This is a genomic window from Mycobacteroides sp. PCS013 (genome assembly GCF_049532645.1).
Lineage (GTDB): Bacteria > Actinomycetota > Actinomycetes > Mycobacteriales > Mycobacteriaceae > Mycobacterium > Mycobacterium gwanakae.
Map to the genome: position 1 here is coordinate 2558638 of NZ_CP150131.1, position 21239 is coordinate 2579876.

Annotated in this window: 21 protein-coding genes; 7 read left to right on the forward strand and 14 right to left on the reverse strand. The window is 62.3% G+C overall.

What is annotated here, in order from left to right; all coding sequences use genetic code 11:
* Positions 1-27 precede the first annotated feature (27 nt).
* Entirely contained in the window at positions 28-666 is a 639-nt protein-coding gene (locus tag RHO23_RS12585) for a YoaK family protein (RefSeq protein ID WP_217339350.1), read from the forward strand.
* On the opposite strand, the gene RHO23_RS12590 is transcribed toward RHO23_RS12585, so the two are convergent.
* Entirely contained in the window at positions 652-1389 is a 738-nt protein-coding gene (locus tag RHO23_RS12590) for a maleylpyruvate isomerase family mycothiol-dependent enzyme (RefSeq protein WP_423487832.1), read from the reverse strand. The two genes, RHO23_RS12585 and RHO23_RS12590, sit on opposite strands and share 15 nt — an antisense overlap.
* A 220-nt stretch (positions 1390-1609) precedes the next feature.
* On the opposite strand from RHO23_RS12590, the gene RHO23_RS12595 reads away from it, so the two are divergent.
* Positions 1610-2335, forward strand: coding sequence for an alpha/beta fold hydrolase (locus tag RHO23_RS12595; RefSeq protein ID WP_423487833.1), 726 nt, complete (start codon positions 1610-1612; stop codon positions 2333-2335).
* 25 nt (positions 2336-2360) lie between these two features.
* Here RHO23_RS12595 and RHO23_RS12600 read toward each other — a convergent pair whose 3' ends face one another.
* The gene (locus RHO23_RS12600; RefSeq protein ID WP_423487834.1) at positions 2361-3074 is read right to left on the reverse strand and encodes a LysR family transcriptional regulator substrate-binding protein; all 714 of its coding nucleotides are present in this window, start codon (positions 3072-3074) and stop codon (positions 2361-2363) included.
* A 28-nt stretch (positions 3075-3102) separates the two neighbouring features.
* On the opposite strand from RHO23_RS12600, the gene RHO23_RS12605 reads away from it, so the two are divergent.
* Positions 3103-3483 (forward strand): DUF5997 family protein, encoded by a 381-nt coding sequence (locus RHO23_RS12605; RefSeq protein WP_030097092.1) that lies wholly within the window; start codon positions 3103-3105, stop codon positions 3481-3483.
* A gap of 26 nt (positions 3484-3509) precedes the next feature.
* On the opposite strand, the gene RHO23_RS12610 is transcribed toward RHO23_RS12605, so the two are convergent.
* From RHO23_RS12610 to RHO23_RS12635, 6 genes are read right to left on the reverse strand one after another with little or no spacing between them, the layout of a single operon-like run.
* On the reverse strand, positions 3510-4217 hold the full coding sequence (locus RHO23_RS12610) for an anti-sigma factor (protein WP_070917909.1): 708 nt from the start codon (positions 4215-4217) through the stop codon (positions 3510-3512).
* Positions 4214-4795 carry a sigma-70 family RNA polymerase sigma factor gene (locus tag RHO23_RS12615; protein ID WP_064409280.1) on the reverse strand — a complete coding sequence of 194 codons (582 nt, stop codon included), beginning with the start codon at positions 4793-4795 and terminating at the stop codon, positions 4214-4216. Before RHO23_RS12615 ends, RHO23_RS12610 begins: the two co-directional genes overlap by 4 nt.
* A complete protein-coding gene (locus RHO23_RS12620) occupies positions 4792-5577 on the reverse strand; it encodes a DUF1295 domain-containing protein (protein WP_423487835.1) in 786 nt (261 codons plus the stop codon). The genes RHO23_RS12615 and RHO23_RS12620 overlap by 4 nt, the downstream gene beginning before the upstream one ends.
* Positions 5574-6848, reverse strand: a complete 1275-nt coding sequence (locus RHO23_RS12625) for a class I SAM-dependent methyltransferase (RefSeq protein ID WP_423487836.1) — start codon at positions 6846-6848, stop codon at positions 5574-5576. Before RHO23_RS12625 ends, RHO23_RS12620 begins: the two co-directional genes overlap by 4 nt.
* Positions 6845-7582: a DUF1365 domain-containing protein gene (locus tag RHO23_RS12630; protein ID WP_070917906.1), complete on the reverse strand. Its 738-nt coding sequence runs from the start codon at positions 7580-7582 to the stop codon at positions 6845-6847. The genes RHO23_RS12625 and RHO23_RS12630 overlap by 4 nt, the downstream gene beginning before the upstream one ends.
* Positions 7579-8901 carry an NAD(P)/FAD-dependent oxidoreductase gene (locus RHO23_RS12635; protein ID WP_070917905.1) on the reverse strand — a complete coding sequence of 441 codons (1323 nt, stop codon included), beginning with the start codon at positions 8899-8901 and terminating at the stop codon, positions 7579-7581. Before RHO23_RS12635 ends, RHO23_RS12630 begins: the two co-directional genes overlap by 4 nt.
* Positions 8902-9125: 224 nt before the next feature.
* On the opposite strand from RHO23_RS12635, the gene RHO23_RS12640 reads away from it, so the two are divergent.
* From RHO23_RS12640 to RHO23_RS12655, 4 genes are read left to right on the forward strand one after another with little or no spacing between them, the layout of a single operon-like run.
* Positions 9126-10019 carry a cyclopropane mycolic acid synthase family methyltransferase gene (locus RHO23_RS12640; RefSeq protein ID WP_070917904.1) on the forward strand — a complete coding sequence of 298 codons (894 nt, stop codon included), beginning with the start codon at positions 9126-9128 and terminating at the stop codon, positions 10017-10019.
* A gap of 23 nt (positions 10020-10042) precedes the next feature.
* Positions 10043-10690 carry an SOUL family heme-binding protein gene (locus RHO23_RS12645; RefSeq protein WP_423487837.1) on the forward strand — a complete coding sequence of 216 codons (648 nt, stop codon included), beginning with the start codon at positions 10043-10045 and terminating at the stop codon, positions 10688-10690.
* A 50-nt stretch (positions 10691-10740) separates the two neighbouring features.
* A complete protein-coding gene (locus RHO23_RS12650) occupies positions 10741-12099 on the forward strand; it encodes a TIGR01777 family oxidoreductase (RefSeq protein WP_423487838.1) in 1359 nt (452 codons plus the stop codon).
* Positions 12096-13463 (forward strand): cryptochrome/photolyase family protein, encoded by a 1368-nt coding sequence (locus RHO23_RS12655; protein ID WP_423487839.1) that lies wholly within the window; start codon positions 12096-12098, stop codon positions 13461-13463. The genes RHO23_RS12650 and RHO23_RS12655 overlap by 4 nt, the downstream gene beginning before the upstream one ends.
* Here the strand turns inward: RHO23_RS12655 and RHO23_RS12660 are convergent.
* The 6 genes from RHO23_RS12660 to RHO23_RS12685 form a co-directional block, all read right to left on the reverse strand.
* Positions 13460-13954, reverse strand: coding sequence for a TspO/MBR family protein (locus RHO23_RS12660; RefSeq protein ID WP_057968769.1), 495 nt, complete (start codon positions 13952-13954; stop codon positions 13460-13462). The genes RHO23_RS12655 and RHO23_RS12660 overlap by 4 nt on opposite strands.
* A 394-nt stretch (positions 13955-14348) precedes the next feature.
* Entirely contained in the window at positions 14349-14789 is a 441-nt protein-coding gene (locus tag RHO23_RS12665; RefSeq protein ID WP_057969865.1) for a hypothetical protein, read from the reverse strand.
* Positions 14789-17698 carry a hypothetical protein gene (locus RHO23_RS12670; RefSeq protein WP_423487840.1) on the reverse strand — a complete coding sequence of 970 codons (2910 nt, stop codon included), beginning with the start codon at positions 17696-17698 and terminating at the stop codon, positions 14789-14791. The genes RHO23_RS12665 and RHO23_RS12670 overlap by 1 nt, the downstream gene beginning before the upstream one ends.
* A 458-nt stretch (positions 17699-18156) precedes the next feature.
* A complete protein-coding gene (nrdE, locus tag RHO23_RS12675; protein WP_423489226.1) occupies positions 18157-20238 on the reverse strand; it encodes a class 1b ribonucleoside-diphosphate reductase subunit alpha in 2082 nt (693 codons plus the stop codon).
* Positions 20239-20291: 53 nt separating this feature from the next.
* On the reverse strand, positions 20292-20732 hold the full coding sequence (gene nrdI / locus RHO23_RS12680; RefSeq protein ID WP_030097076.1) for a class Ib ribonucleoside-diphosphate reductase assembly flavoprotein NrdI: 441 nt from the start codon (positions 20730-20732) through the stop codon (positions 20292-20294).
* A gap of 28 nt (positions 20733-20760) precedes the next feature.
* Complete coding sequence (locus tag RHO23_RS12685; RefSeq protein ID WP_005056596.1) at positions 20761-21003, reverse strand: redoxin NrdH; 243 nt, start codon at positions 21001-21003, stop codon at positions 20761-20763.
* Positions 21004-21239 lie beyond the last annotated feature (236 nt).

The window sequence follows — 21239 nt, forward strand, 5'->3', positions numbered from 1 at the left end:
GCCGTGTGGTCGATCCGGCGGCGTGAGATGGTGCTCGCCACCGGACTATCCAGTGTCGCAGGGTTTCTCGACGCGATAGGGTTCGTGCATCTGGGCGGGTACTTCCTGTCCTTCATGAGCGGGAACACCACCAGGATGGCGGCGTCAACCGCCACCCAGCACTGGGAGTCCGCGTACAAGGCAGCCGGTTTGATCGGCATGTTCTTCATCGGAGTGATGGTCGGCGCGATCGCGTCACGCATCAGCGGCCAACATGAACGGGTCGCCGTGCTGGCGGTTGCCTCAAGCACCGTGGCTGCGGCGGCGATCACCCAAGAACTAGGCGCGGGCGTCGCGGCGCTGCTCCTGACGGCACTCGCGATGGGCTCCATGAACTCGGTTTTCCAGCGCTCCGGCGAAGTCCAGGTGGGCCTCACCTACATCACCGGCACAGTGGTCAAGGCTGGGCAGCGACTCGTCGATGCGTTCTTCGGCGGCCCCCGGTGGGTGTGGCTGCGCTACATCACACTGTGGGCGGGCCTGACCGTCGGCGCCGTCCTGGGTGCGGCGACCTACCACCGCATCGGACTCAACGCACTGTGGATCGGCTTGGCGCTGCTGCTCATCGCCACCATCACCACGTGGCTGGTGCGCCGTTCGAGCCCTGCGGTTCTAGATCCGGACTAGATCCAGTACCCGCTCGACACGGCCCGCATCGCCATCGACCGTCAAGTGTGACAACGGAACCCGGTGCCAAACCGCCAGCAGTAGGTCTGATGTGGATGCCGTAATGGTGGCATCTGGTTCCGCGTCGTCCTCCACGATGCCGATTGCTTCGGCGTCCGCGCGCAACAGCCACGAGCCACCGCCGTCGTTGGCGTGCAGGAGTATTCGTGCTCCCCGCAGGTCCTGCGGAGTTCCGCCGTCACGCCCGATACGCCTGGGCGTGAAAAGCTCCGACCACTCGCTGATGCCGTCGGCCGCGAGAGTCGCATCGATAGGGTCGGCGTCCCACCCCAGGTACGCGTGCTGAATATCCCAACGGTGTACCGCCACTTCATTTGCCTGCCGGCGATACCAGAACTGCACCGGCCGCTCACCGAACGGCGATTTCGTCGGCGCATCAAGGTCGTTCGACGTCAACGCGGCGACCAGGCTATCTGCGCGGTCGGTATACCACCCGATGACGGCCTCCCCCGTCGGAGCCTCCGGGTCGACATCCGCGTACGGAATCTTTTGACCGGTAACGACTCCCACGGCCCAGCGGTGCACTCCGCCGAGATGGGCCACCACGTCGCGCGCTGTCCAGCCCGGGCAGGACGGTGCTTCCCGGTCTAGATGCTCGGGCGGGGTCGCGGCGACCGCCGCAATCCCGGTGCGTAGCGCTTCTAGCCACTGATCGGGTGTCATACGGCAGTCATACCAGCATCCGGCAAGTGCCGAGACCCGAGTCCGCTCAATTGACCGAACAGATGCGGTGCGGCGAGTTTCGCGCGACATGATCGTCATCGCCTGCCGCCGCCGTGTATGCCACTACGCATGCACGTTCGCGTGCTCGACAAACAACCCACGCGGCGGGGCCACCTCGTTACCGCAATCGCCGAACAGACACGATCAGTAGAGTCGTGACGTGCCTTTTTTCGATGCAGAGAACACCAGCCTGTACTACGAGGAACAGGGCTCCGGACACCCCATCCTGTTGCTTGCGCCCGGCGGCCTGCGCTCATCGATTCCGTACTGGGAACGCGTCGCATGGAACCCCATCCAGGAGCTCTCCGCCCACTATCGCGTCATCACGATGGATCAGCGCAACGCAGGCCAGTCCGCGGCCAGGGTCACCGGCCAAGAGACCTGGGCGACCTATGCGTCCGATCAGTTGAGCCTGCTCGATCACCTGGGCATCGACCGCTTCCACGTCCTGGGCATGTGCATCGGTGGCTCCTTCATCGCCAAACTCACCACCACCGCACCGGAACGGATCACCGCCGCGGTGGTGGCGCAGTCCATCGGCCAGGACGACAATCTCGCCACATTTCGGGAGATCTTCGACGAGTGGTCGACAGCCTTGGTGTCAACTCACCCCGAAGCCGATGGCACCGCATGGCAGAAATATTGGAATGCGTTGTTCATCAACGACAATCGAGTCTTCAGTGTGCCCGACGCGGAATTGAAGAATATCCGGGTTCCGCTGCTCGTCCTCAACGGTGACGACAGGTTCCATCCCGCGACCGCCAGTCGCGCACTTGTGGACGCGGTACCGGATGCGCAATTCATCGAACGGTGGAAAGAGCCCGAGGAGCTTTCCGCCGCACGAGAAACGGTGTCCGAGTTCCTGAAACGACATACCCCGGTCTAGCCGGCGCACACCACTTCACTCGGTGTCAGCGCCGACCGCGCTCGGTTCGTCCCGGCTTACGGGCGACCTTGCCCGCGGTGGCGCGGGCGGCCTGCTTGGCCAGGGTCTTCTCCCGGGCGGTACGTTTTGGCGCCGCCTCGGCCTGCCCCCGCGATGAACCGGGTTTGCGGCCTCGCACGATGCCGATGAACTCCTCGACCAGTGCCGACTGCGTGCCCTCCGGAAAGGCAAGCGCCACCGGGCACGTGGGCGCGTCGGCGATCGGGCGATAGGTGAGGTCCTTACGGTGATAGAGCCGCGCCAAGGACTGCGGGACAATGAGCGCACCTAACCCTGCCGCGACGAGTTCTATGGCGTCCTCGGTGGTTTCGGGCCGATGCTCCACCGGAGCCCCGGGAACGTCATCCCAGTCGAGGACATCGTCGAGCGGCACCAGCGTCGGCTCGCCATCGAGGTCCGCCGCGGTGATCGCGTCGGCAGCGCTGAGATGGTGATCAACCGGAACCACGGCCACCGTTGTCTCGTCGTAGAGAGGGATCACCGCCAACCCGGCCGAATCGGATAGCGGCCGCAGCAAGGCCACATCGACGGTGCCGGCCCGCACCGCGTCCGCCGCGTCGGCTGCGGCGACCGCTCGCAACTTCAGCGGGACCCCGGGATGACGCTCCGCCCAGGTACGGGCCCACTTCGCGGGCGTCCCGCCGGGGACGTACCCGAGAGTGAGCGATGGCGGGGTCACCGCATCAGGCTACCGATAGGCTGATGCCATGAGCAGGCCGAACGCGCAGTCCATGAAACCCGCCACCGCGGCGAAGAAGTTGGACGTGTACTTACAGGCGACCCCTGCGGAGTTCCAGGAGAACCCGATCACCCGCGCCGAGCTGGCCGCCCTGCAGGCAGACCCGCCCGAGTGGCTCAAAGACCTCCGCAAGCATGGACCGCACCCGAAGAACCTGGTGGCAGCCAAGCTGGGCGTATCGATTTCCGGCCTCACACGCGGGGGTGTCGAGGGCGCGCTGACCACCGAGCAGATCGATCAGCTGCTCGAGGAGAAGCCGCCCTGGCTGATCGCCGAACGCGAGAGCTACCAAGAGGTGCTACGCGAACAGCGGCGCGTGAAGGCGCTGCGCGCAGACAAGGCCCGCTGATCCGTTAGAGATCAACGGGCCGTCGGCTACTGGTTCAGCGGCAGTTGCGCGATGATCGGGCCCATTGGCGAGGTCGAGCCGCGGCCCTTCTCGACAGAGAATGCCAGTGCGGTGGAGTTGTTGAGGTGGGGTATGACGGCTGTGGTCGACGGTGCGACGGCCTGAGTATCCATGGTTCCTGCCGACTCCGGCCCGCGGTCGCCGATCAGCCACATTTGGTACACAGTGCCGGGTTGTGGTGGTGCGACATTGTTCATCACCAACACCGCCGTGTTCTTCTGCCGCGAGTAGACGACCGTCGCGGTACCACCGGTCGGGATAGAACCGCTGACCGTTCGCACATCGGTTGCGGTGAAGACCTGCTGCGCGGATGGTGGCGGAGGCCGCAGGATAGTGCCGATCCCAGCCGCCGCCAGCCCGATTGCGGTAGCGGCCGCAACAGCCACCAGAGGTGCTCTCCAGCGGTTGATATCTTTTGCCCCGGAATCTCTTTGGATATCCCGGGCCACAATCTTGAGCAGGCGCGGGCGAAGCCGGGCCGGGGGTTCGACTGCGGTGCTTGCCGCCAGGGCCGCCATGGTTTCGCGTGTGGCACGCACTTCCTGCGTAAAGGAGAGCGTGTTTTCAGGCGCGCCGGATGACAACCACCGGTCGATGTCGTCTCGTTCATCGTCGGGCAACGCATGCAGTGCGTACGGAGTCGCGGCGGTGATGAGGTCGTTGGGTTCGGTCATGGTGTCCCCAGGCATCGGCGCAGCGCCTTGATTGCGTCACGCATACGAGACTTGATAGTTGCCAGATTAGCGGCAAGCCGTTGTGAGACTTGGTTATAAGTCAAACCGTCGTAGTAAGCCAGATGTAGGCACTGGCGCTGTGTATCCGTGAGTGTGTCGAGGCATTCAGTGACTTGCCGCTGCTCTTCGCTACGGATCACCGATTCAGTGACCTCGTCGGCGGCACGCTCGATAGTGGCGGCGCCGTAGCGCGACTCGCGGTCGGCGGCGGATTGCTCCGAGCGCACGCGGTCGATGGCGCGGCGATGAGCCAAGGTCATGATCCAGGCCAGAGGCGATCCGGCGGTCGGGTCATAGCTTTGGGCTGAACGCCAGATCTGTAGGTAGATCTCTTGCGTTGTCTCCTCGCTATAGCCGGGGTCCCGTAATACCCGCAGCACTAGACCGTACACACGCGAGCGGGTGTGATCGTAGAGAGCGGCGAATGCCGCGGAATCACGGTCGGCGACATTGCGCAAGAGGGTATCCAGGTCGCCAGTCACGCCCGTGAGCCTAAACGCATCGCGGAGAATGTTCATGGCGATTCGCGTTTCGGGGGGCGCGGCAAGATAAATGAGACCCGGCGTTGGTAGTCAGCGAATCCGGGCCGCCCGGCCATTGCCTTCTCGGTGCGGCGACCTCCGGTGGCGTAGACCAGGAAGTAGGTCATCAGCACCGGGTACGGCACCGTTGCCAACGATTGCCAGCCGGTGATGGTGATCAACCACAGCCCCCACCACACGCAGGCATCGCCAAAGTAGTTCGGGTGCCGAGTCCAAGCCCATAGGCCCTGCTCCATGATCTTGCCCTTGTTGGCCGGGTCCTGTTTGAAACGGCGCAGCTGAAAGTCACCCACCGCTTCGAAAAGCATTCCAAACAGCCATAACCCGATGCCGACGACTACTACGGGACGCAGCGATTCAGGGGTTGGCCCTTCAACGGCTGAGCGTTGGATGGGTAGGGATACCAACCAGGTGGCAGCGGCCTGGATGACGAAGATCTTGCGCAGCACATGCGGCACAGAGAAGTCGCCACCAAGCAGGTCGTGGTACCGCGGATCTTCCCCTTTCCCAGCCGACTTCACCCACATGTGCCACGAGAGCCGGGCACCCCATATACCGACGAGCGCGAGCAGCAGAACCTGGCGCTGCCGATCACCATCACCGAACGCGGTACACACCACGGCAATTGCGATGAACCCTAGGCCCCACGCGACGTCGACCACGTTGTAGCGGCCTATGCGGTAGCCGATCAGGAAAGTGACACTGTGCACGGCCACCACAGCGCACAGCGAGCACACCATCACGATGAAGAAGTTCATTGTTGACCTCGCTGGAAAATCCATTGGTGGACATCGAGATATCCGGATCGGAACCCGGCCTCCGAATACGCCAGATACAGCTGCCACATACGGTAGAAGGCATCGTCGAACCCAAGCGCCAGTACGCTCTCGCGCCGGGCCGCGAGTTGCTGACTCCATAGCCGCAGTGTTTCGGCGTAGTGCGGCCGCAGGGACATTGTCTCGATGGTCCGCAAATGCGTGGTATCCGTGGTTGTTTCGGTGATTGCCCGCACCGAGGGAAGCAGACCGCCGGGGAAAATGTACTTCTGTATCCAGGTATGGGTGTTGCGGCTGGCCAGCATCCGCTCATGTGGCATGGTGATGGCCTGAAGGGCCAGCCGGCCGCCTGGTTTGAGCAAGCGGTCGATGGTTTGGAAATACGTTGTCCAGAAATCGAATCCGACTGCTTCGAGCATCTCCACCGACACGATGGCGTCGTATTGGCCCTGAACGTCTCGATAGTCGCGCAGCTCTATCTGCACTCGGTCAGACAGACCAGCAGCCCGTACCCGTTGCAGAGCCAGTTCCCGTTGCTCGCTCGACAAGGTGACCGACCGCACGTGCGCTCCGCGAGCGGCGGCCGATAAGCACAATTGCCCCCACCCTGTACCGATCTCCAGAACCCTGGTGCCGGGGCCTACCTGTGCGTGGTCCAGCAAGCGATCGATCTTGCGGTGTTGGGCATCCGCCAGCATCGCTGCTGAGCCCGGGATGTGGTCGAACAGCGCACTCGAGTAGGTCAGCGTCTCGTCCAGGAACAGCGAGAAGAAGTCGTTCGACAGGTCATAGTGATGCGCAACATTGCGATGGGCCTGTGGCGGCTCGTTGCGCTGAGTCCGTGGAGCGCGCGGCACGGTGAGATGCCGGAAGCGTTGCAAGCTAGGGGGAATCAACTCCCCCATTGATGCTGCCCATGGGGTGAGAAAGCCGGGCAGATCGTCGCAGTCCCAGTCTCCAGCCATGTACGCCTCGCCGAATCCGATCAAGCCGGATCGACCCAGACGTCGTGCCAGTGCCGTCGGCTGCCGAACTCTCATGGTGGGCAGAGACGTATCTGCTGCTCCCACAACGGACCCGTCCGGGTACACGACCCGTACCGGGAGCCGTGCGGCCGCACGGCGCAGCAGCTTGTCGGCTACCACCGCCCGTCCCGCTGCCAGCGGCCCGGAAGGAACCGGCGCGATATCCAGCCGGCGATGCGCCCCGATATCACGCGCATCGGTAGTGGTGCTGTCGAGATGACCGTTCACGCTATCCTTTCCCTCTCGCGTGTAGGTGTGCGCTCTACTACCGGTAGCCCTTTCAGCCACAGCCTGATCCCTTCTTTACGGATGGCCAGCGCACCCATCAGTGGGGCCAGGGGCGCGACGGCCTGCAACCACAACAGTTCACCGACCCGGGCCCGGCGCCGGGTGCCGCGCACCGCGGCGAAGAACGGCAGATGTCCGCCTCGCTGCAACCAGATACTGATGTTCAATGTCTCGGCGGGGCGAGTGGCTCGAACTCGGTATTGTCCGTCGACACCGTTGAATGGCGACACGTAAAGCTGTTTGTCCACTGTGGAATCGGCGGTCGGGGGCAGCAGGTATGCGTGCCGTCCGCCATAGGTGTTGTGGACCTCGGCAATGATGTGGACGAGATTGCCGTGGCGATCATGGCACCAGTACAGGCTGAGTGGGTTGAAGACGTGACCCAACACCCGTGCCTGCAGCAGCGCGGTGACCGTACCGCCGCCCAGTTCTACCCCGTGCGCGGCCAAGAATCGATCCACGCGTTGGCGCAGCGTATCGTCAGCGGCCCCCCGGAAATGGTCCCGTGCTTGGAAATTGGCGAAGGCGCGCAGACCGAACGGCAGGCGCGGCGGCTTGTCGATATCGATGTACCAGCAGTAGCCGCGATAGGCGAACCGGTGTGTCACCGGCGAACGCCGCACATGGATGATCCGGGTGCGGTACAGGCAAGGAACCGCCGTCGCCGAACTCATCGTGCTCCCACGCGATGCTCGCGCTTGGTGGCCACGCCGACCGGCCAGTCCCGACCCAATGCTTGTGCGGCACGTAGGCCCGAGGCGGCACCGTCCTCATGGAAACCCCATCCGTGGTACGCACCGGCGAACGCGATACGGCCATCGTTGAGACTTGACAATCTGCGTTGAGCAGCAACAGATTGCGGCGTATAAACCGGGTGCTGGTATGTCATTTCGGCAAGCACCGCCCCGGGGTCTACCAGATGCTCGCCGCCGAGGGTGACCAGAAACCTGCACGGACCGGGCAGTCTCATCAACCGGGTGATGTCATACGTCACCACGACGCCCTGGCTGCCTCCGCCGCACAGGTAGTTCCACGACGCACGGGCACGGGGATGTCGCGGCAACAGTGACTCGTCGGTATGTAGTTGCGCCGAATTGCTCACGTAACCAATGGCTCTCAGCACCTCGCGCTCGGCGGCGGTCGGCTGCGCCAGCAGTGCCAGCGCCTGATCGGGATGCGTCGCGATCACGGCGGCATCGAACACCTTCGGCGGGTGCCCCGCAGCTGTCACCACAACGCCCTCCGGAATCCGTCTGACCTGGGTGACAGGGGAATCGGTGAATGCCTCGTGTAGGCCGCGCACCACAGCATCGACGTACGTGCGCGAGCCCCCTACCACTGTTTTCCACTGCGGCGACCCGAATACCGACAGCATGCCGTGATGGTCCAGGAACCTGAACAAGTACTGCGCCGGGTACGCCATGGCCTGCCCGGGCGGGCACGACCACACGGCGGCCACCAGTGGTGTCAGGAAGCGGCCAAGGAAGAACTGTGAGAAACCCCGCTGCCGAACAAAATCCCCGAGACTCAGGGCATTGTCGTCTGCATCGGGGGCAGCGAGCAATCGGCGGGCGTGGTGATGAAACCGCTTGATCTCTGCCAGCATCCACAGATAGCGAGGGTTCGCTGTCGCGGGCGAAGCAAAGAGGCCGCGCACGCCCCTTGCGCCCGCGTATTCCAGCCCAGTGCTGTCATCACGCACCGACATTGACATATCCGTGGCAGAGGTGGCGATACCGAGTTCGTCGAACAATCGGCACAGTGTGGGGTAGGTGCGGTCGTTGTGCACCAAAAACGCGGTGTCGACCGCGGTCGGGGCGCCTTGGCCGGCATCGACGAACTGAGTGTGGGCATGTCCCCCGAAACGCCCATCGGCCTCGTACAACGAGACCTGGTCGTAGGCAGAAAGCACGTGAGCTGCGGTTAGTCCGGCCACACCACTACCGATGACGGCAACGGACCGTGACCTGTCGGGGCCAGATATTGCACTCACACCCCGTATTCGGAGTAAACCTGCCCGCGGATGGGTATTGCGTCTATGAGCGGCGCCACAGACCAAGCTCAAATTTTTAGGTAACCGACCCATCCGGATGGCGTTCAGCACCGAATGACCACAGAGCTGCACATACATGCCCGGTGCAGCAGCGCCCTTACACCCGCAGAAGAAAGACCGGCAGGTAGACGTTCCCCGCACCGCCTAGGAAAGGTTTTGCCCAGATGTCAGACTCACCGCGGCTTCGCCCACACTTCGCCGATGTTCAGGCCCATTACGACCTGTCGGATGACTTTTTCCGTCTTTTTCTCGACCCCACCCAGACATATAGCTGTGCTTACTTCGAGCGCGACGATATGACTCTCCAGGAGGCTCAGATCGCCAAGATCGACCTGGCGTTGGGCAAGCTGCACCTAGAGCCCGGCATGACGCTGCTGGACGTGGGGTGCGGTTGGGGCGCAACCCTCAATCGCGCATTGGAAAAGTATGACGTCAACGTCATCGGGTTGACGCTGAGTAAGAATCAGAAGGCGCACGTCGAGAAGCTTTTGGCGGCAACGTCGAGCACCCGGTCAAAGAGCGTCCAGTTGCACGGGTGGGAGGAGTTCGACGGCAAGGTCGACCGCATCGTGTCGATCGGCGCGTTCGAACATTTCGGCTTTGACCGCTACGACGACTTCTTCAGGTTCGCCTACAACGCGCTGCCTGATGACGGCGTGATGCTGCTGCACACCATCACCGGACTGCACCCCAACGAGATCATCGCCAAGGGGCTGCCGCTGAGCTTCGAGCTGGCGCGCTTCATCAAATTCATGGTCACCGAGATTTTCCCCGGTGGCCGACTGCCATCCATCGATATGGTGCGAGAACATGCCGAGCGGGCGGGCTTCAGCTGTACGCGAGTACACCAACTGCAGCCGCACTACGCCAAGACCCTGGACCTGTGGGCGGCAGCACTCGAGGAACACAAGGATGAAGCCATCGCCATCCAGGACGAGGTTGTGTACGAGCGTTATATGAAGTACCTCACCGGATGCGCGAACTACTTCCGCATCGGCTACATCGACGTCGCCCAATTCACCCTCCCCAAGCTGCACCTCCCGTATCTCGAGAAGTAGCGCTTGTCGAAAGGAGCAAGAAAATGAGTGCCATCGTGCCGCTGTGGACTGTTGGGGTCGAATTACTCAAAGCGGCGGGCAATGTCTTCGGAGTCCGTTCGGGAACCGAAGAACCGCAATACTCGTCACGGCCACTGACCGCTTCGGTGCAGATCAGGCAGTACAGCAGCCGAGTCGCGGCAGAAACCACCGTCTTGGCCGATGACGACCGGGCACGCAGCGAGGGTTTTCGGCGCCTTGCGGGTTACATATTCGGCAAGAACCAACGGCAGGCCAAGATCGCCATGACCGCACCGGTAGCCCAACAAAACGACACCATCGCCATGACGGCCCCGGTGGGCCAATTGTCAAGTCCTACTGGTGGTTCAATAATCCGGTTCTACATGCCAGCGAAATGGACACTGGCAAGCCTGCCCACTCCCGGCGACGAGAGCATTCGGCTCACCGAAGTGCCGGCCCAGACGCTCGCGGTGCTGCGCTTCAGCGGCGACCGATCGGCCGCCACCGTAGCCAAACGAACCGACGAGTTGCTTAATACCCTGCGCGACAGCAACATAAAGACCTCGGGCGATCCGCAAGCCTGGTTCTACGACCCGCCGTGGACACTCTCGTGCGCTCGACGCAACGAGATCGCAGTTCCCATCGACGCGCGGGGTGACGACGCCTTCTGAGGGACAACGCAGAGGACGGTGGAACTAGACTTCCCGATGATCGGAGACTTATGGGTATCAGTGGTTCGGTGATTGTCGACGCGCCCGTCGAAGACGTATTCGCCTGGCATTCCAGGCCGGGCGCCTTCAATCGCTTGGCGGCGCCGTGGGCGCCGGTTGAGTTGCGTACCGAGGCGGCCTCGCTGCGCGACGGGACTGCGGTACTGGATTTACCGGGAGGCTTGCGCTGGGTCGCCCAGCACGATCAGGAAGCGTTCCTGCCCGGCCGGCGATTCGTCGACGAGGCGGTCGCGACGGGACTGCGCTCGGCGGTCAGTGGTGCATTGCCCTGGCGGCACATTCACGAGTTCGAGCCCGTCGGCGACAGCAGGACCCGGGTACGCGACACAATCGAAACTCCCATTCCGGGAAGGCTTCTCGCCGAACTCATCGCATACCGGCACCGGCAACTCACCGGAGATCTGGCCGCGCACCGCAGAGCAGCCGACCACGGAATGAACGCCTCGACAGTGGCCATCACCGGGGCATCAGGCTTGGTCGGCACCGCTCTTACCGCGTTCCTCAGCACAGGTGGGCACCGCGTGATCCGCCTAGTCCGCGGAGAGCCGAAGAGTCCTACGGAGCGAAATTGGGAGCCAGACAATCCCGACCCGGCCGCGCTCGAGGGCATTGATGCCGTTATCCATCTGGCGGGTGCCACCATCGCGGGACGCTTCACCCCGCGGCATAAGGAACTGATCGCCTCGAGCCGAATCGAGCCCACTCGCCTACTTTCCCGAGCCGCCGCATCCGCAGGTGTCGGTACCTTCGTCAGCGCCTCAGCAGTCGGGTACTACGGGAAGAACCGAGACGATGAAACGCTCACCGAGACAAGTCCTCCCCCGCCGACAGCAGACTTTCTTTCCAACGTGGTCGATCGTTGGGAGCAGGCAGCGTTAACAGGCGAGAGCACCGGGACCCGTGTTGTCACCGTCCGCACCGGCATCGTTCAGTCACCACGTGGCGGAACGCTCAAGCTCCTGCTTCCGCTTTTCCGGGCCGGTCTGGGCGGGCGTCTGGGCTCCGGCGCCCAGTGGTTGCCCTGGATCGGTATCGACGACTTGGTGGACATCTATCACCGGTGTCTGTGGGACCTTTCACTATCAGGTCCCGTTAACGCCGTGGCCCCCGGCGTGGTTCGCAACGTCGACTACACACGCGCACTGGCCCAGGCAGTCCACCGCCCCGCACTTCTACCCGTGCCCGCCTTCGGCCCTGCACTGCTGCTCGGACGCGAGGGTGCCGACGAGCTCGCGATGGCAAGTCAGCGTGTTTCTCCCGCAACGCTATTGGACCGTCAGCATGTTTTCCGAACTCCCAGTATCGGTCCCGCCCTGGGGCATCTCTTGGGAAGTCACACCGGCTCGTGACCGTTATCTGGTGGGCTCGCCGCGATTTGCGGTTGGCCGACAATCCCGCGCTCCAAGCTGCCGCCGCGAGCGGTGACGTACTTGCCGTCTTTGTGCTGGATCCGCAGTTGCTTCGCAGCACAGCACGCCCGCGGGATGCGTGGCTTGCCGCCAACGTTCTTGGCCTTGATCAACAACTCGATGGGCGGCTCTGCGTCTGTTCCGGTGCGCCGGAACAGGCCCTGGTAGAGCTGGCGGAACGTTGCGGTGCGACTGAAGTGCACGTGGCCCGGGAGACGACCCCCTTCGGCAGGCGCCGGGATACGTCGGTATCGGCCGCGCTGGCCAAGATCGGTGTGGACTGGATCGAGACGGGCTCGCCCTACGCAGTGACGCCGGGCCGAATCACCAAATCAGACGGGTCTGCGTATCGGGTGTTCACCGCATTCGAGCGCGCCTGGCGCGAACACCACTGGCCGCGCCCCGCCCAGCTGAAGACCAGCCCTTTCTGGGCGAAGCCTCCCAAGCCTGCACAATCAGGTCCCGCCAGGTCGTTACTCACCGAACTCAGCCAAAGCTGCAGCATCACTTTGCCTCCCGCGGGTGAGGGTGCGGCCCGCGCGCAGTGGGAACACTTCCTCACACGCGAGCTGACGGGCTACGCCGTAGGGCGTGACCGCGCCGACATGGACGCCACATCCAGGATCTCGACCTACCTCAAAGTCGGGGCAATACACCCCCGCACGCTGCTTGCCGACCTGGCAGCCATCGCGGGCCAAGACGCCACCAAGTTCATGTCGGAGCTAGCCTGGCGAGACTTCTATGCCGACGTGCTCTACCACCAGCCGCACTCCGCGCACGCCGACTTGACCGATGCGCTAGCGCATTTGACCTATACCGAACCCGGCGAGGGCTTCACGGCCTGGCAACGCGGAGAAACCGGATACCCATTGGTGGATGCCGGCATGCGGCAACTACTTACCGAAGGGTGGATGCATAACCGAGTACGGATGGTCACCGCAAGCTTCCTTACCAAGGATCTCCACATCTGGTGGCCACACGGAGCCAAGCACTTCATGAACCATCTCATCGATGCCGACAGCGCATCCAACACGCACGGCTGGCAATGGGTCGCAGGAACGGGCACCGATGCGGCGCCGTACTTCCGAGTCTTCAACCCCACGGCTCAGGCGCAAAAGTTCGACCCGAACGGCGAATACATCCGCAAGTACATCCCGGAGCTACGGCACCTGCCCGGGGCATCGGCGATCACACCCTGGAAACACCCCGACGGTCATACGCGCGGGTACCCGACACCCATCCTCGATCACGCAGAAGAAAGAAACATCGCTCTGCACCGTTACCGGTCCAGGCAAGACCACTAGCTATTCAGCTGCCACACCGAGAAATTCAGCACCGCCGCGAACGTCGTCCATGCCACGTAGGGAAGCAACAAGATTGCGGCCCAACGGCTTCTGTTCCAGAAGAGCACCACCGTCGCGGCAACAAATCCCCACAGCACGAGGATCTCGATGAATGCCACTCCCCGCCAGCCAAGTCCAAAGAACAACGGTGTCCACGCCATGTTCAGGACGAGCTGCACGCCGTACACGATGAGCGGCACACGGTTTTCCTGTGATGGCTCTGACCGCCATACCAGCCAGGCCGATATCGCCATCAAGACATACAGCGCCGTCCATACAGGACCAAAAAGGTAAGCCGGTGGCGCCCAGCCAGGTTGTTGCAGACGCCCGTAGGTGTCCGCAGCGCGCGTAGCGGCTGCGCCGCCAACTCCCGCGGCGATAGTCACCGCAATGACAGACACGGCGAGCCCAGCCCACTCCCTGGGCCAGCGGCGCGAAATCCCTTGAGTCATATCGACATAGTAGACAGAATTCGCACGTCGGTAATGCTCTGCTCCGATCTCGGTTCACATCGCCGGGACGTCCTCGCTCGGCTACGTGCCCGAGCACAGGCGACCCCTACAGATCGATCAGCTATTCGAAGAGAAGCCATCTATCCGCACTGACGTCGGTTCCATCTACTTAGACGGTTGTAGATCGCCTACCCCGCTGCTCGAGGTCCGGACACAACTACTCGCAGGCGCTGGGCTCGCGCTGTTGCCTGAATCCGACCAACATCGCGGCGGCATGGGAATCACCCATGAGCCCGCGGATCGCCGAAGAGGTAATCGCAGCCGCGCCGGCGAACTAAGTCCGCTTATTGTGCGGCAACAGGCTGACGGCCGATTACCAGCGCGTGATCAAGCCTTACTCACTAGATTGCGCGTCCCACTCACGCCTGTATGCCTCCATAAAAGGCTGGGCCATCTGCTCGCCCTTAGGAGTGATATTAAGCAACCATTTACGCTCCCACTCGCCGTCGGCAAAGTGGTTAACGTATGCGTCTGCAATCTGGCCCAGTGCGCCTTCCGTGTCAGAGGCCCGAACAAATCCTGACGCGCTCGGAGGATACGAGCCTAGTTCGAAAAGCCCATCATCCGTAAGTGAACGGATCAGTGTGAGAGTGTTGCGCTGGACTGTGCTAAGGGGCGCTTTGGGATCTGATTGCTGCACATGCCAGTGGACAAGGGCAAGTTCCACCCAATCGCCCATACCTTCGATTAGGACCTTTTGACCCGGCGTGAAACTCTCATAGGCCATCTCTACCTCCGTTGATTCCCTTGCAGTCAGCGGCGTTTCGATCCTCATTACGGGTCCTCCTCTTCGAAGTTACCCGACCCACCGATGATGTCATTGGCAATTTCATGGTCATTGGGAACTATTTGGTGCGGAATCGTCTCGAGAATTCCCGGCGCCGGGCCAACTGGAAAGCCCCCGGACCGAGGTGCCGGAGGGGCAACTGGTGCTGAACCGGCCCTTGGAGCGGCGGCTGGCGTGGGAGAACCGGCTCTTGGAGCCGCAGGCGCCACAGCCCCCTCTCTCGGTACACCGCCACCTCCCTCCGCAATTGGGGCCCTGTGGACCTTGTCTGTCGGGCGCCCCTCGCTGTTCTTTGGATAGACAACATCGACCGCCGGCCCCTCAGACCTTCCGCTCGTGTCTCTCCAATTCACCTTCGTGCCGTCCGGCAACTGCACCCAGTCGCCCTTGTAATTGGGATCCTGGATCGGATTTCCACCCCGCGACCATTTGTCATACCAACCACGAAGGTCCGCATCTGTAGGCACCTGTCTGATCGGCGGATTCTTTCCACGAGGAAGCCCAGCGATTTCCTGTCGAATCTGGTCACCCGTCATCGGCGGCGGGTCAGGCGGCACCGGCGGGGCAGGCAGCCGGGGTTGCGGCCCGCCGAAGGTGGCGGGCCCGGTGCCCGCGGGGCCACTTGCTGAAGTCGCCCACCCCACCATCTCAGTTGGTGCTTCACCCGCCGCGTCCGTGGGCAGACCACCCGATCCCATACTGCTCACCGAATTCACCACGCCGGATACCTGGGATACGCCGCTGGCGACCTGCCCGACACCCTCAGTGCCCTTCGACACAGTGTCGTTGAGTTGGGTGAATTGCTCGGTTTGCGGTTTCAGCTGTGGGTTGGCGTCGCCGACCGCTTGGGCGACTTGATCGGCTTCTCCCTGAGCGGTTTTCACAATCTGACTGCCCGCATTGATCGCGTCCGCGGTGCCCTGAATGCCTTGCGAAACCCCCTGAACCACCGTGATCGCATCCTGCGGATTCACCGCACCAGACTGCGCCGACGACGCGAGTGAGGCACCGGCCTGCGCGGCCGACCCGAAGCCTTGCGCGGCCTGCCCCGACGACTGCCCGATCTGCTGACCGGACTGCACATAGGTCTGCACATCACCCGGAAGACCCTGCACCGCTTGGGACGCATCCTGACCAAGCGCCTGAGTATCCGGCCCTTGCTCCTGCTCGTCCTGCTTACGACGCCGCGTCGACGCCGCACCGAGTAGCAACGAGGCCAGGTCGGTGTTCTGCGACTGATCGTCGCGGTCGTCCTGCTCGTCCTTGTCGTCCTTCTTCTTGTCCTTCGACGGGAACTTCGTCGACTGCTGCTGTTTCTGGTTCTGCTTGTTCTGCTGCAGCTGCTTAGTCAGATCATCAATGCGCTGCCGATCCTGACCAGACTGCTGCTGCTTCTCCTGCAGCTGCTTGGTCAGGTCATCGATCTTCTGCTGATCAGGCTGATCCGGTGACTGGTTCGGCTGCTGCCCCGCATCTTGTTGCGGCGGCTGCTGCTGAGGTGCCCGCTGCGCGCCCTGCTGCGGTTGTTGCGCTGGCTGCTGCCCGCCCTGATTCGATTGACCACCTTGCGATCCCGCATTGCTACCGGGGTTAGTTTGTCCGCCGTTGAAATCCGGATTCGGCTTACCCGGTCCTTGGGTATACGGCGTCGCGTTCTGATAATCCGGAATCTGAGTACCGTGCGCAGGCTGATCCCACCCCTGCTGAGAGCCCTGCTGCCCACTAGACCCGTTCACACCGTTATTGCTGACCGAAGGCGCCTGAGTGTTATAGATACTGATGCCATTGTTCTGATCCAGCGGCGCCTGATTGATGCCACCTTGATAATCCGGCATCTGCGGCCCACCCTGACTGGGCGGCTGAAACATCTGCCCACCCCCAGGCGGACCATCACTACCACCAGGACCACCACAATCCGGCGGACACGCCGCCCGCGCCTGCGGCACCGTCCCCGGACTAAACCACCCCAAACCCAAACCACTTGCCGAAAACATCAACACCGCAACAACACCCGCAGTCGCGGCAGCCTTCTGCGAAGCATCCGTGGCCCACTTCCACAGACCCACAAGACCTTTCCACCATCCCAAATTGGAGACGATTGCCCACAGGAGGACCAGAGTGATCGCCGCCACCGCAGGAAACACATCCGGACCCGTGATCCACACATACAACCGCGGAGTAATCCCAGCAGTCAGCAGCACCAACCCCAAACCACCACCGATCAACGCCGCCACCAAACCGGGATGCCACAACCCTTCCGGTGCGCGGCGCTTGCCGGTTGCCTGGTCACGCTCAATGAGCAGACCCGAGCCAGCGAGAGCCTCCTTAGCCAGGCCGGTCATATACCTGCCGCCGGTGAACAATGCAGCGCCGGCCAGAACCGCCACCAGCATCTGGCCAACCCCCAGCAAGAGCGACCACTGACTCTCCCCAGTGAGGTGCTGCCACCAGATCGCATACCCACCGCGGAACGTCCACCACATACCCAACGCACCAACGATTACCGCAGCGGCCGCCATGACAGCGAGCAGCGGCTCGGACAGGCGCCCTTTCACTGCGTCAGATAGCGCGGCCGTTACCGGCCTGACGCCCCACATCGCAAGCTTGACCCCACCACCAAGCGCGGTCATAGCCAGCAGCAGCAGCCCGGCCCAGCCAATCAACTCGGTGGCACTATCACCGCTCCGGTACAGGTGGTGCAACGCAGCCACCGCACCAACCACCAGAACACCCCCAACAGCGAAAGCCGCCAGCCGGTGCCCGAGGTCAGATCCAGCAGTGCGCCCGGGTTCAAGATCACGCACCGGCAACTTCTGTGTGGTTTCATCGGAACGAGCCTTGTCGCGGGCTACTGCCACCGCTGTCAGCTGTTCAGTTGACTCACCATTCCCCGCCACATCGCCTCCGTCGAATCAGCGCAAACCCCTCGAGGACACGACACTACGCCCGTTCGCTCGCCACTGTCCACGCGGGTAGCAAACATCACGCTTCACGCAGAGACATGCCGATGCGCGAGAAGGACTCAGCAGCGGCAAACGCGTAGGCGAAGACGAGAGCACCTGGCTCCGCAGTCTCAACTGACGTTGGGATCCAGTTGCCCCCAAGCTTCATCGAAGGCATCCGTCTGCGGTCAATATTTCGTCGCCACCCCATAGCTCACAGACGTGGCGAAGGGGCCTACTCATCACTGCCCCACGCCGGTTCGGAGGCGCTGAGATCGCGTCATGTTCGCGAGGCCTTTGTCCGACCTGGCACCCAAATCTTCCTGTCCAGCGCAAACGAGGCTAGACCTCCCCTGAATAAAGAAGCGGGCCAGGGAGTATTTTCCCTGGCCCGCTTCTTTACCAAAAGTGCTTCACAGCATGCAGGAGACGCAGCCCTCGACCTCGGTGCCTTCCAGCGCCATCTGCCGTAGCCGGATGTAGTACAGCGTCTTAATTCCCTTGCGCCAGGCGTAGATCTGCGCCTTGTTCACATCGCGCGTGCTGGCGGTGTCCTTGAAGAACAACGTCAACGACAGACCTTGGTCCACATGCTGGGTGGCCGCGGCATAGGTGTCGATGATCTTCTCGTAACCGATCTCGTACGCGTCCTGGTAGTACTCCAGGTTGTCGTTGGTCAGGTACGGCGCCGGATAGTACGCGCGGCCGATCTTGCCTTCCTTGCGGATCTCGATCTTCGAGGCCACCGGGTGAATCGACGACGTCGAGTGGTTGATGTACGAGATCGATCCGGTCGGCGGGACCGCCTGCAGGTTCTGGTTGTAGATGCCGTGCTGCTGCACCGACTCCTTCAACCGCCGCCAATCATCCTGTGTCGGAATGCGAATGCCGGCATCGGCGAAGAGCTGGCGCACCTTCTCGGTGGCCGGTTCCCACACCTGATCGGTGTACTTGTCGAAGAACTCGCCGCTGGCGTACTTCGACTTCTCGAAGCCACCGAAGCTTCTGCCCCGCTCGACGGCAATGCGATTCGATGCCTTCAGCGCGTGGTACAGCACCGTGTAGAAGTAGATGTTGGTGAAGTCCACACCCTCTTCGGAGCCGTAGAAGATGCGCTCGCGCGCCAGGTAGCCGTGCAGGTTCATCTGTCCCAGACCAATGGCGTGAGAATCATTGTTGCCCTGCTCGATTGAGGGCACCGACCAGATGTGCGTCTGATCCGATACCGCAGTCAGCGCCCGGATCGACACCTCGATGGTCTGCGCGAAGTCCGGCGAGTCCATCGTCTTGGCGATGTTCAGCGAGCCCAGGTTGCACGAAATGTCCTTGCCCACCTTGGCGTAGGACAGATCGTCGTTGAACAGAGAGGGCGTCGACACCTGCAGGATTTCCGAGCACAGGTTCGAGTGGGTGATCTTGCCTTCGATCGGGTTCGCCCGGTTCACGGTGTCCTCGTACATGATGTACGGGTAACCCGACTCGAACTGCAACTCGGCGAGGGTCTGGAAGAATTCGCGCGCCTTGATCTTCGTCTTGCGGATCTGGCCGTTATCGACCATCTCGTAATACTTTTCGGTGACGTTGATGTCGGCGAACGGCACCCCGTAGGTGCGCTCGACGTCGTAGGGCGAGAACAGGTACATGTCCTCGTTCTTCTTGGCCAGCTCGAAGGTGATGTCCGGGATCACCACACCCAGCGAGAGCGTCTTGATGCGGATCTTCTCGTCGGCGTTCTCGCGCTTGGTGTCCAGGAAACGGTAGATGTCCGGGTGGTGCGCGTGCAGGTACACCGCACCGGCACCCTGGCGTGCACCGAGCTGATTGGCGTAGGAGAACGAATCCTCCAGCAGCTTCATGATCGGGATGACGCCCGAACTCTGGTTCTCGATGTTCTTGATCGGTGCGCCGTGCTCACGAATGTTGGTGAGCAGCAAGGCCACACCGCCACCGCGCTTGGACAGCTGCAGTGCCGAGTTGATGGAACGCCCGATGGACTCCATGTTGTCCTCGATGCGCAGCAGGAAGCAGGACACCGGCTCGCCGCGCTGCTTCTTGCCCGAGTTGAGGAACGTCGGCGTGGCCGGCTGGAAGCGTCCGTCGATGATCTCGTCGACGAGCTTCTCGGCCAGTTGCAGATCACCGGAGGCCAGCGTCAGCGCGACCATGACCACGCGATCCTCAAAGCGCTCCAGGTAGCGCTTTCCATCAAAGGTCTTCAGCGTGTAGGAGGTGTAGTACTTGAACGCGCCGAGGAAGGTCGGGAACCGGAACTTCTTGGCGTAGGCCCGATCCAGGAGCGACTTCACAAAGTTGCGTGAGTACTGGTCGAGCACCTCGCGCTCGTAGTACTCCTTCTCGATCAGGTAGTCGAGCTTTTCGTCGTGATTGTGAAAGAAGACCGTGTTCTGGTTGACGTGCTGCAGGAAGTACTGCCGAGCCGCGGCGGCGTCCTTGTCGAACTGGATCTTGCCGTCGGCGTCATACAGATTGAGCATGGCGTTGAGGGCGTGATAGTCCAGCTCGCCGTGAGCCGAGCCGTGCGCAGAGGTCACAGGTTCTGCAGTTGTCGCGGTTGGCGCCACGGTGTGTCCTTCCAGAATTCGTCGAGTCCAGCCAGCACCTGCTGCACGTCTTCAGCGGTGCCCATGAGTTCAAAGCGGTACAGATATGGCACGTCACACTTGGCTGAGATGACCTTGCCCGCGTAGCAGTACTCCGCGCCGAAATTGGTGTTGCCGGCCGCGATGACCCCGCGGATCAAAGACCGGTTGTGTTCGTTGTTGAGGAACTTGATGACTTGCTTGGGGACATATCCCGCGGCCTGACCGGGCACCGGGTGCCCGCCGCCATAGGTCGGCAGGATCAGGACATAGGGGTCGTCAACCTGGATATCGCCACGCAGCGGGATCCGGGTGGCGGGAACACCCAGCTTCTGGACGAAGCGGTGAGTGTTCTCCGACACGCTGGAGAAATAGACCAGATGGGCCATGCCCGGCTCCCGTACTACTTACTACTTATTAGGCAGAGACTGCGACTGCGCCCGCGAGCGCCTTGATGCGGTCCGGGCGGAAACCCGACCAGTGATCGTCACCGGCCACCACCACGGGCGCCTGCAGGTAGCCGAGTGCCATCACGTAATCGCGCGCCTCGGGGACCTCGGTGATGTCCACGACGTTGTACTCGATGCCCTGCTTGTCGAGGGCCTTGTACGTCGCATTGCACTGTACGCAGGCGGGCTTGGTGTAGACGGTGATGCTCATGCGTAGCTCCTCAGCGAATCGATCGTAGACATCTCAACAAAGTTTTCAGCAGTCCAGCACCCGGGAAAATTCCACGCCGCCCGTGGTGGCTGAGCGCCGGGATCGGCCAGAAGATCTGGCGAAAATCCGGGCCGGGCGGCCCGGAGTGGTTCCCGGCCTTTCGGTGTTCCAGACACTACACCTAGTGTCCGACAATCGGAACCCATACAAGATGTTCTGAACAACATTCGTGAAAT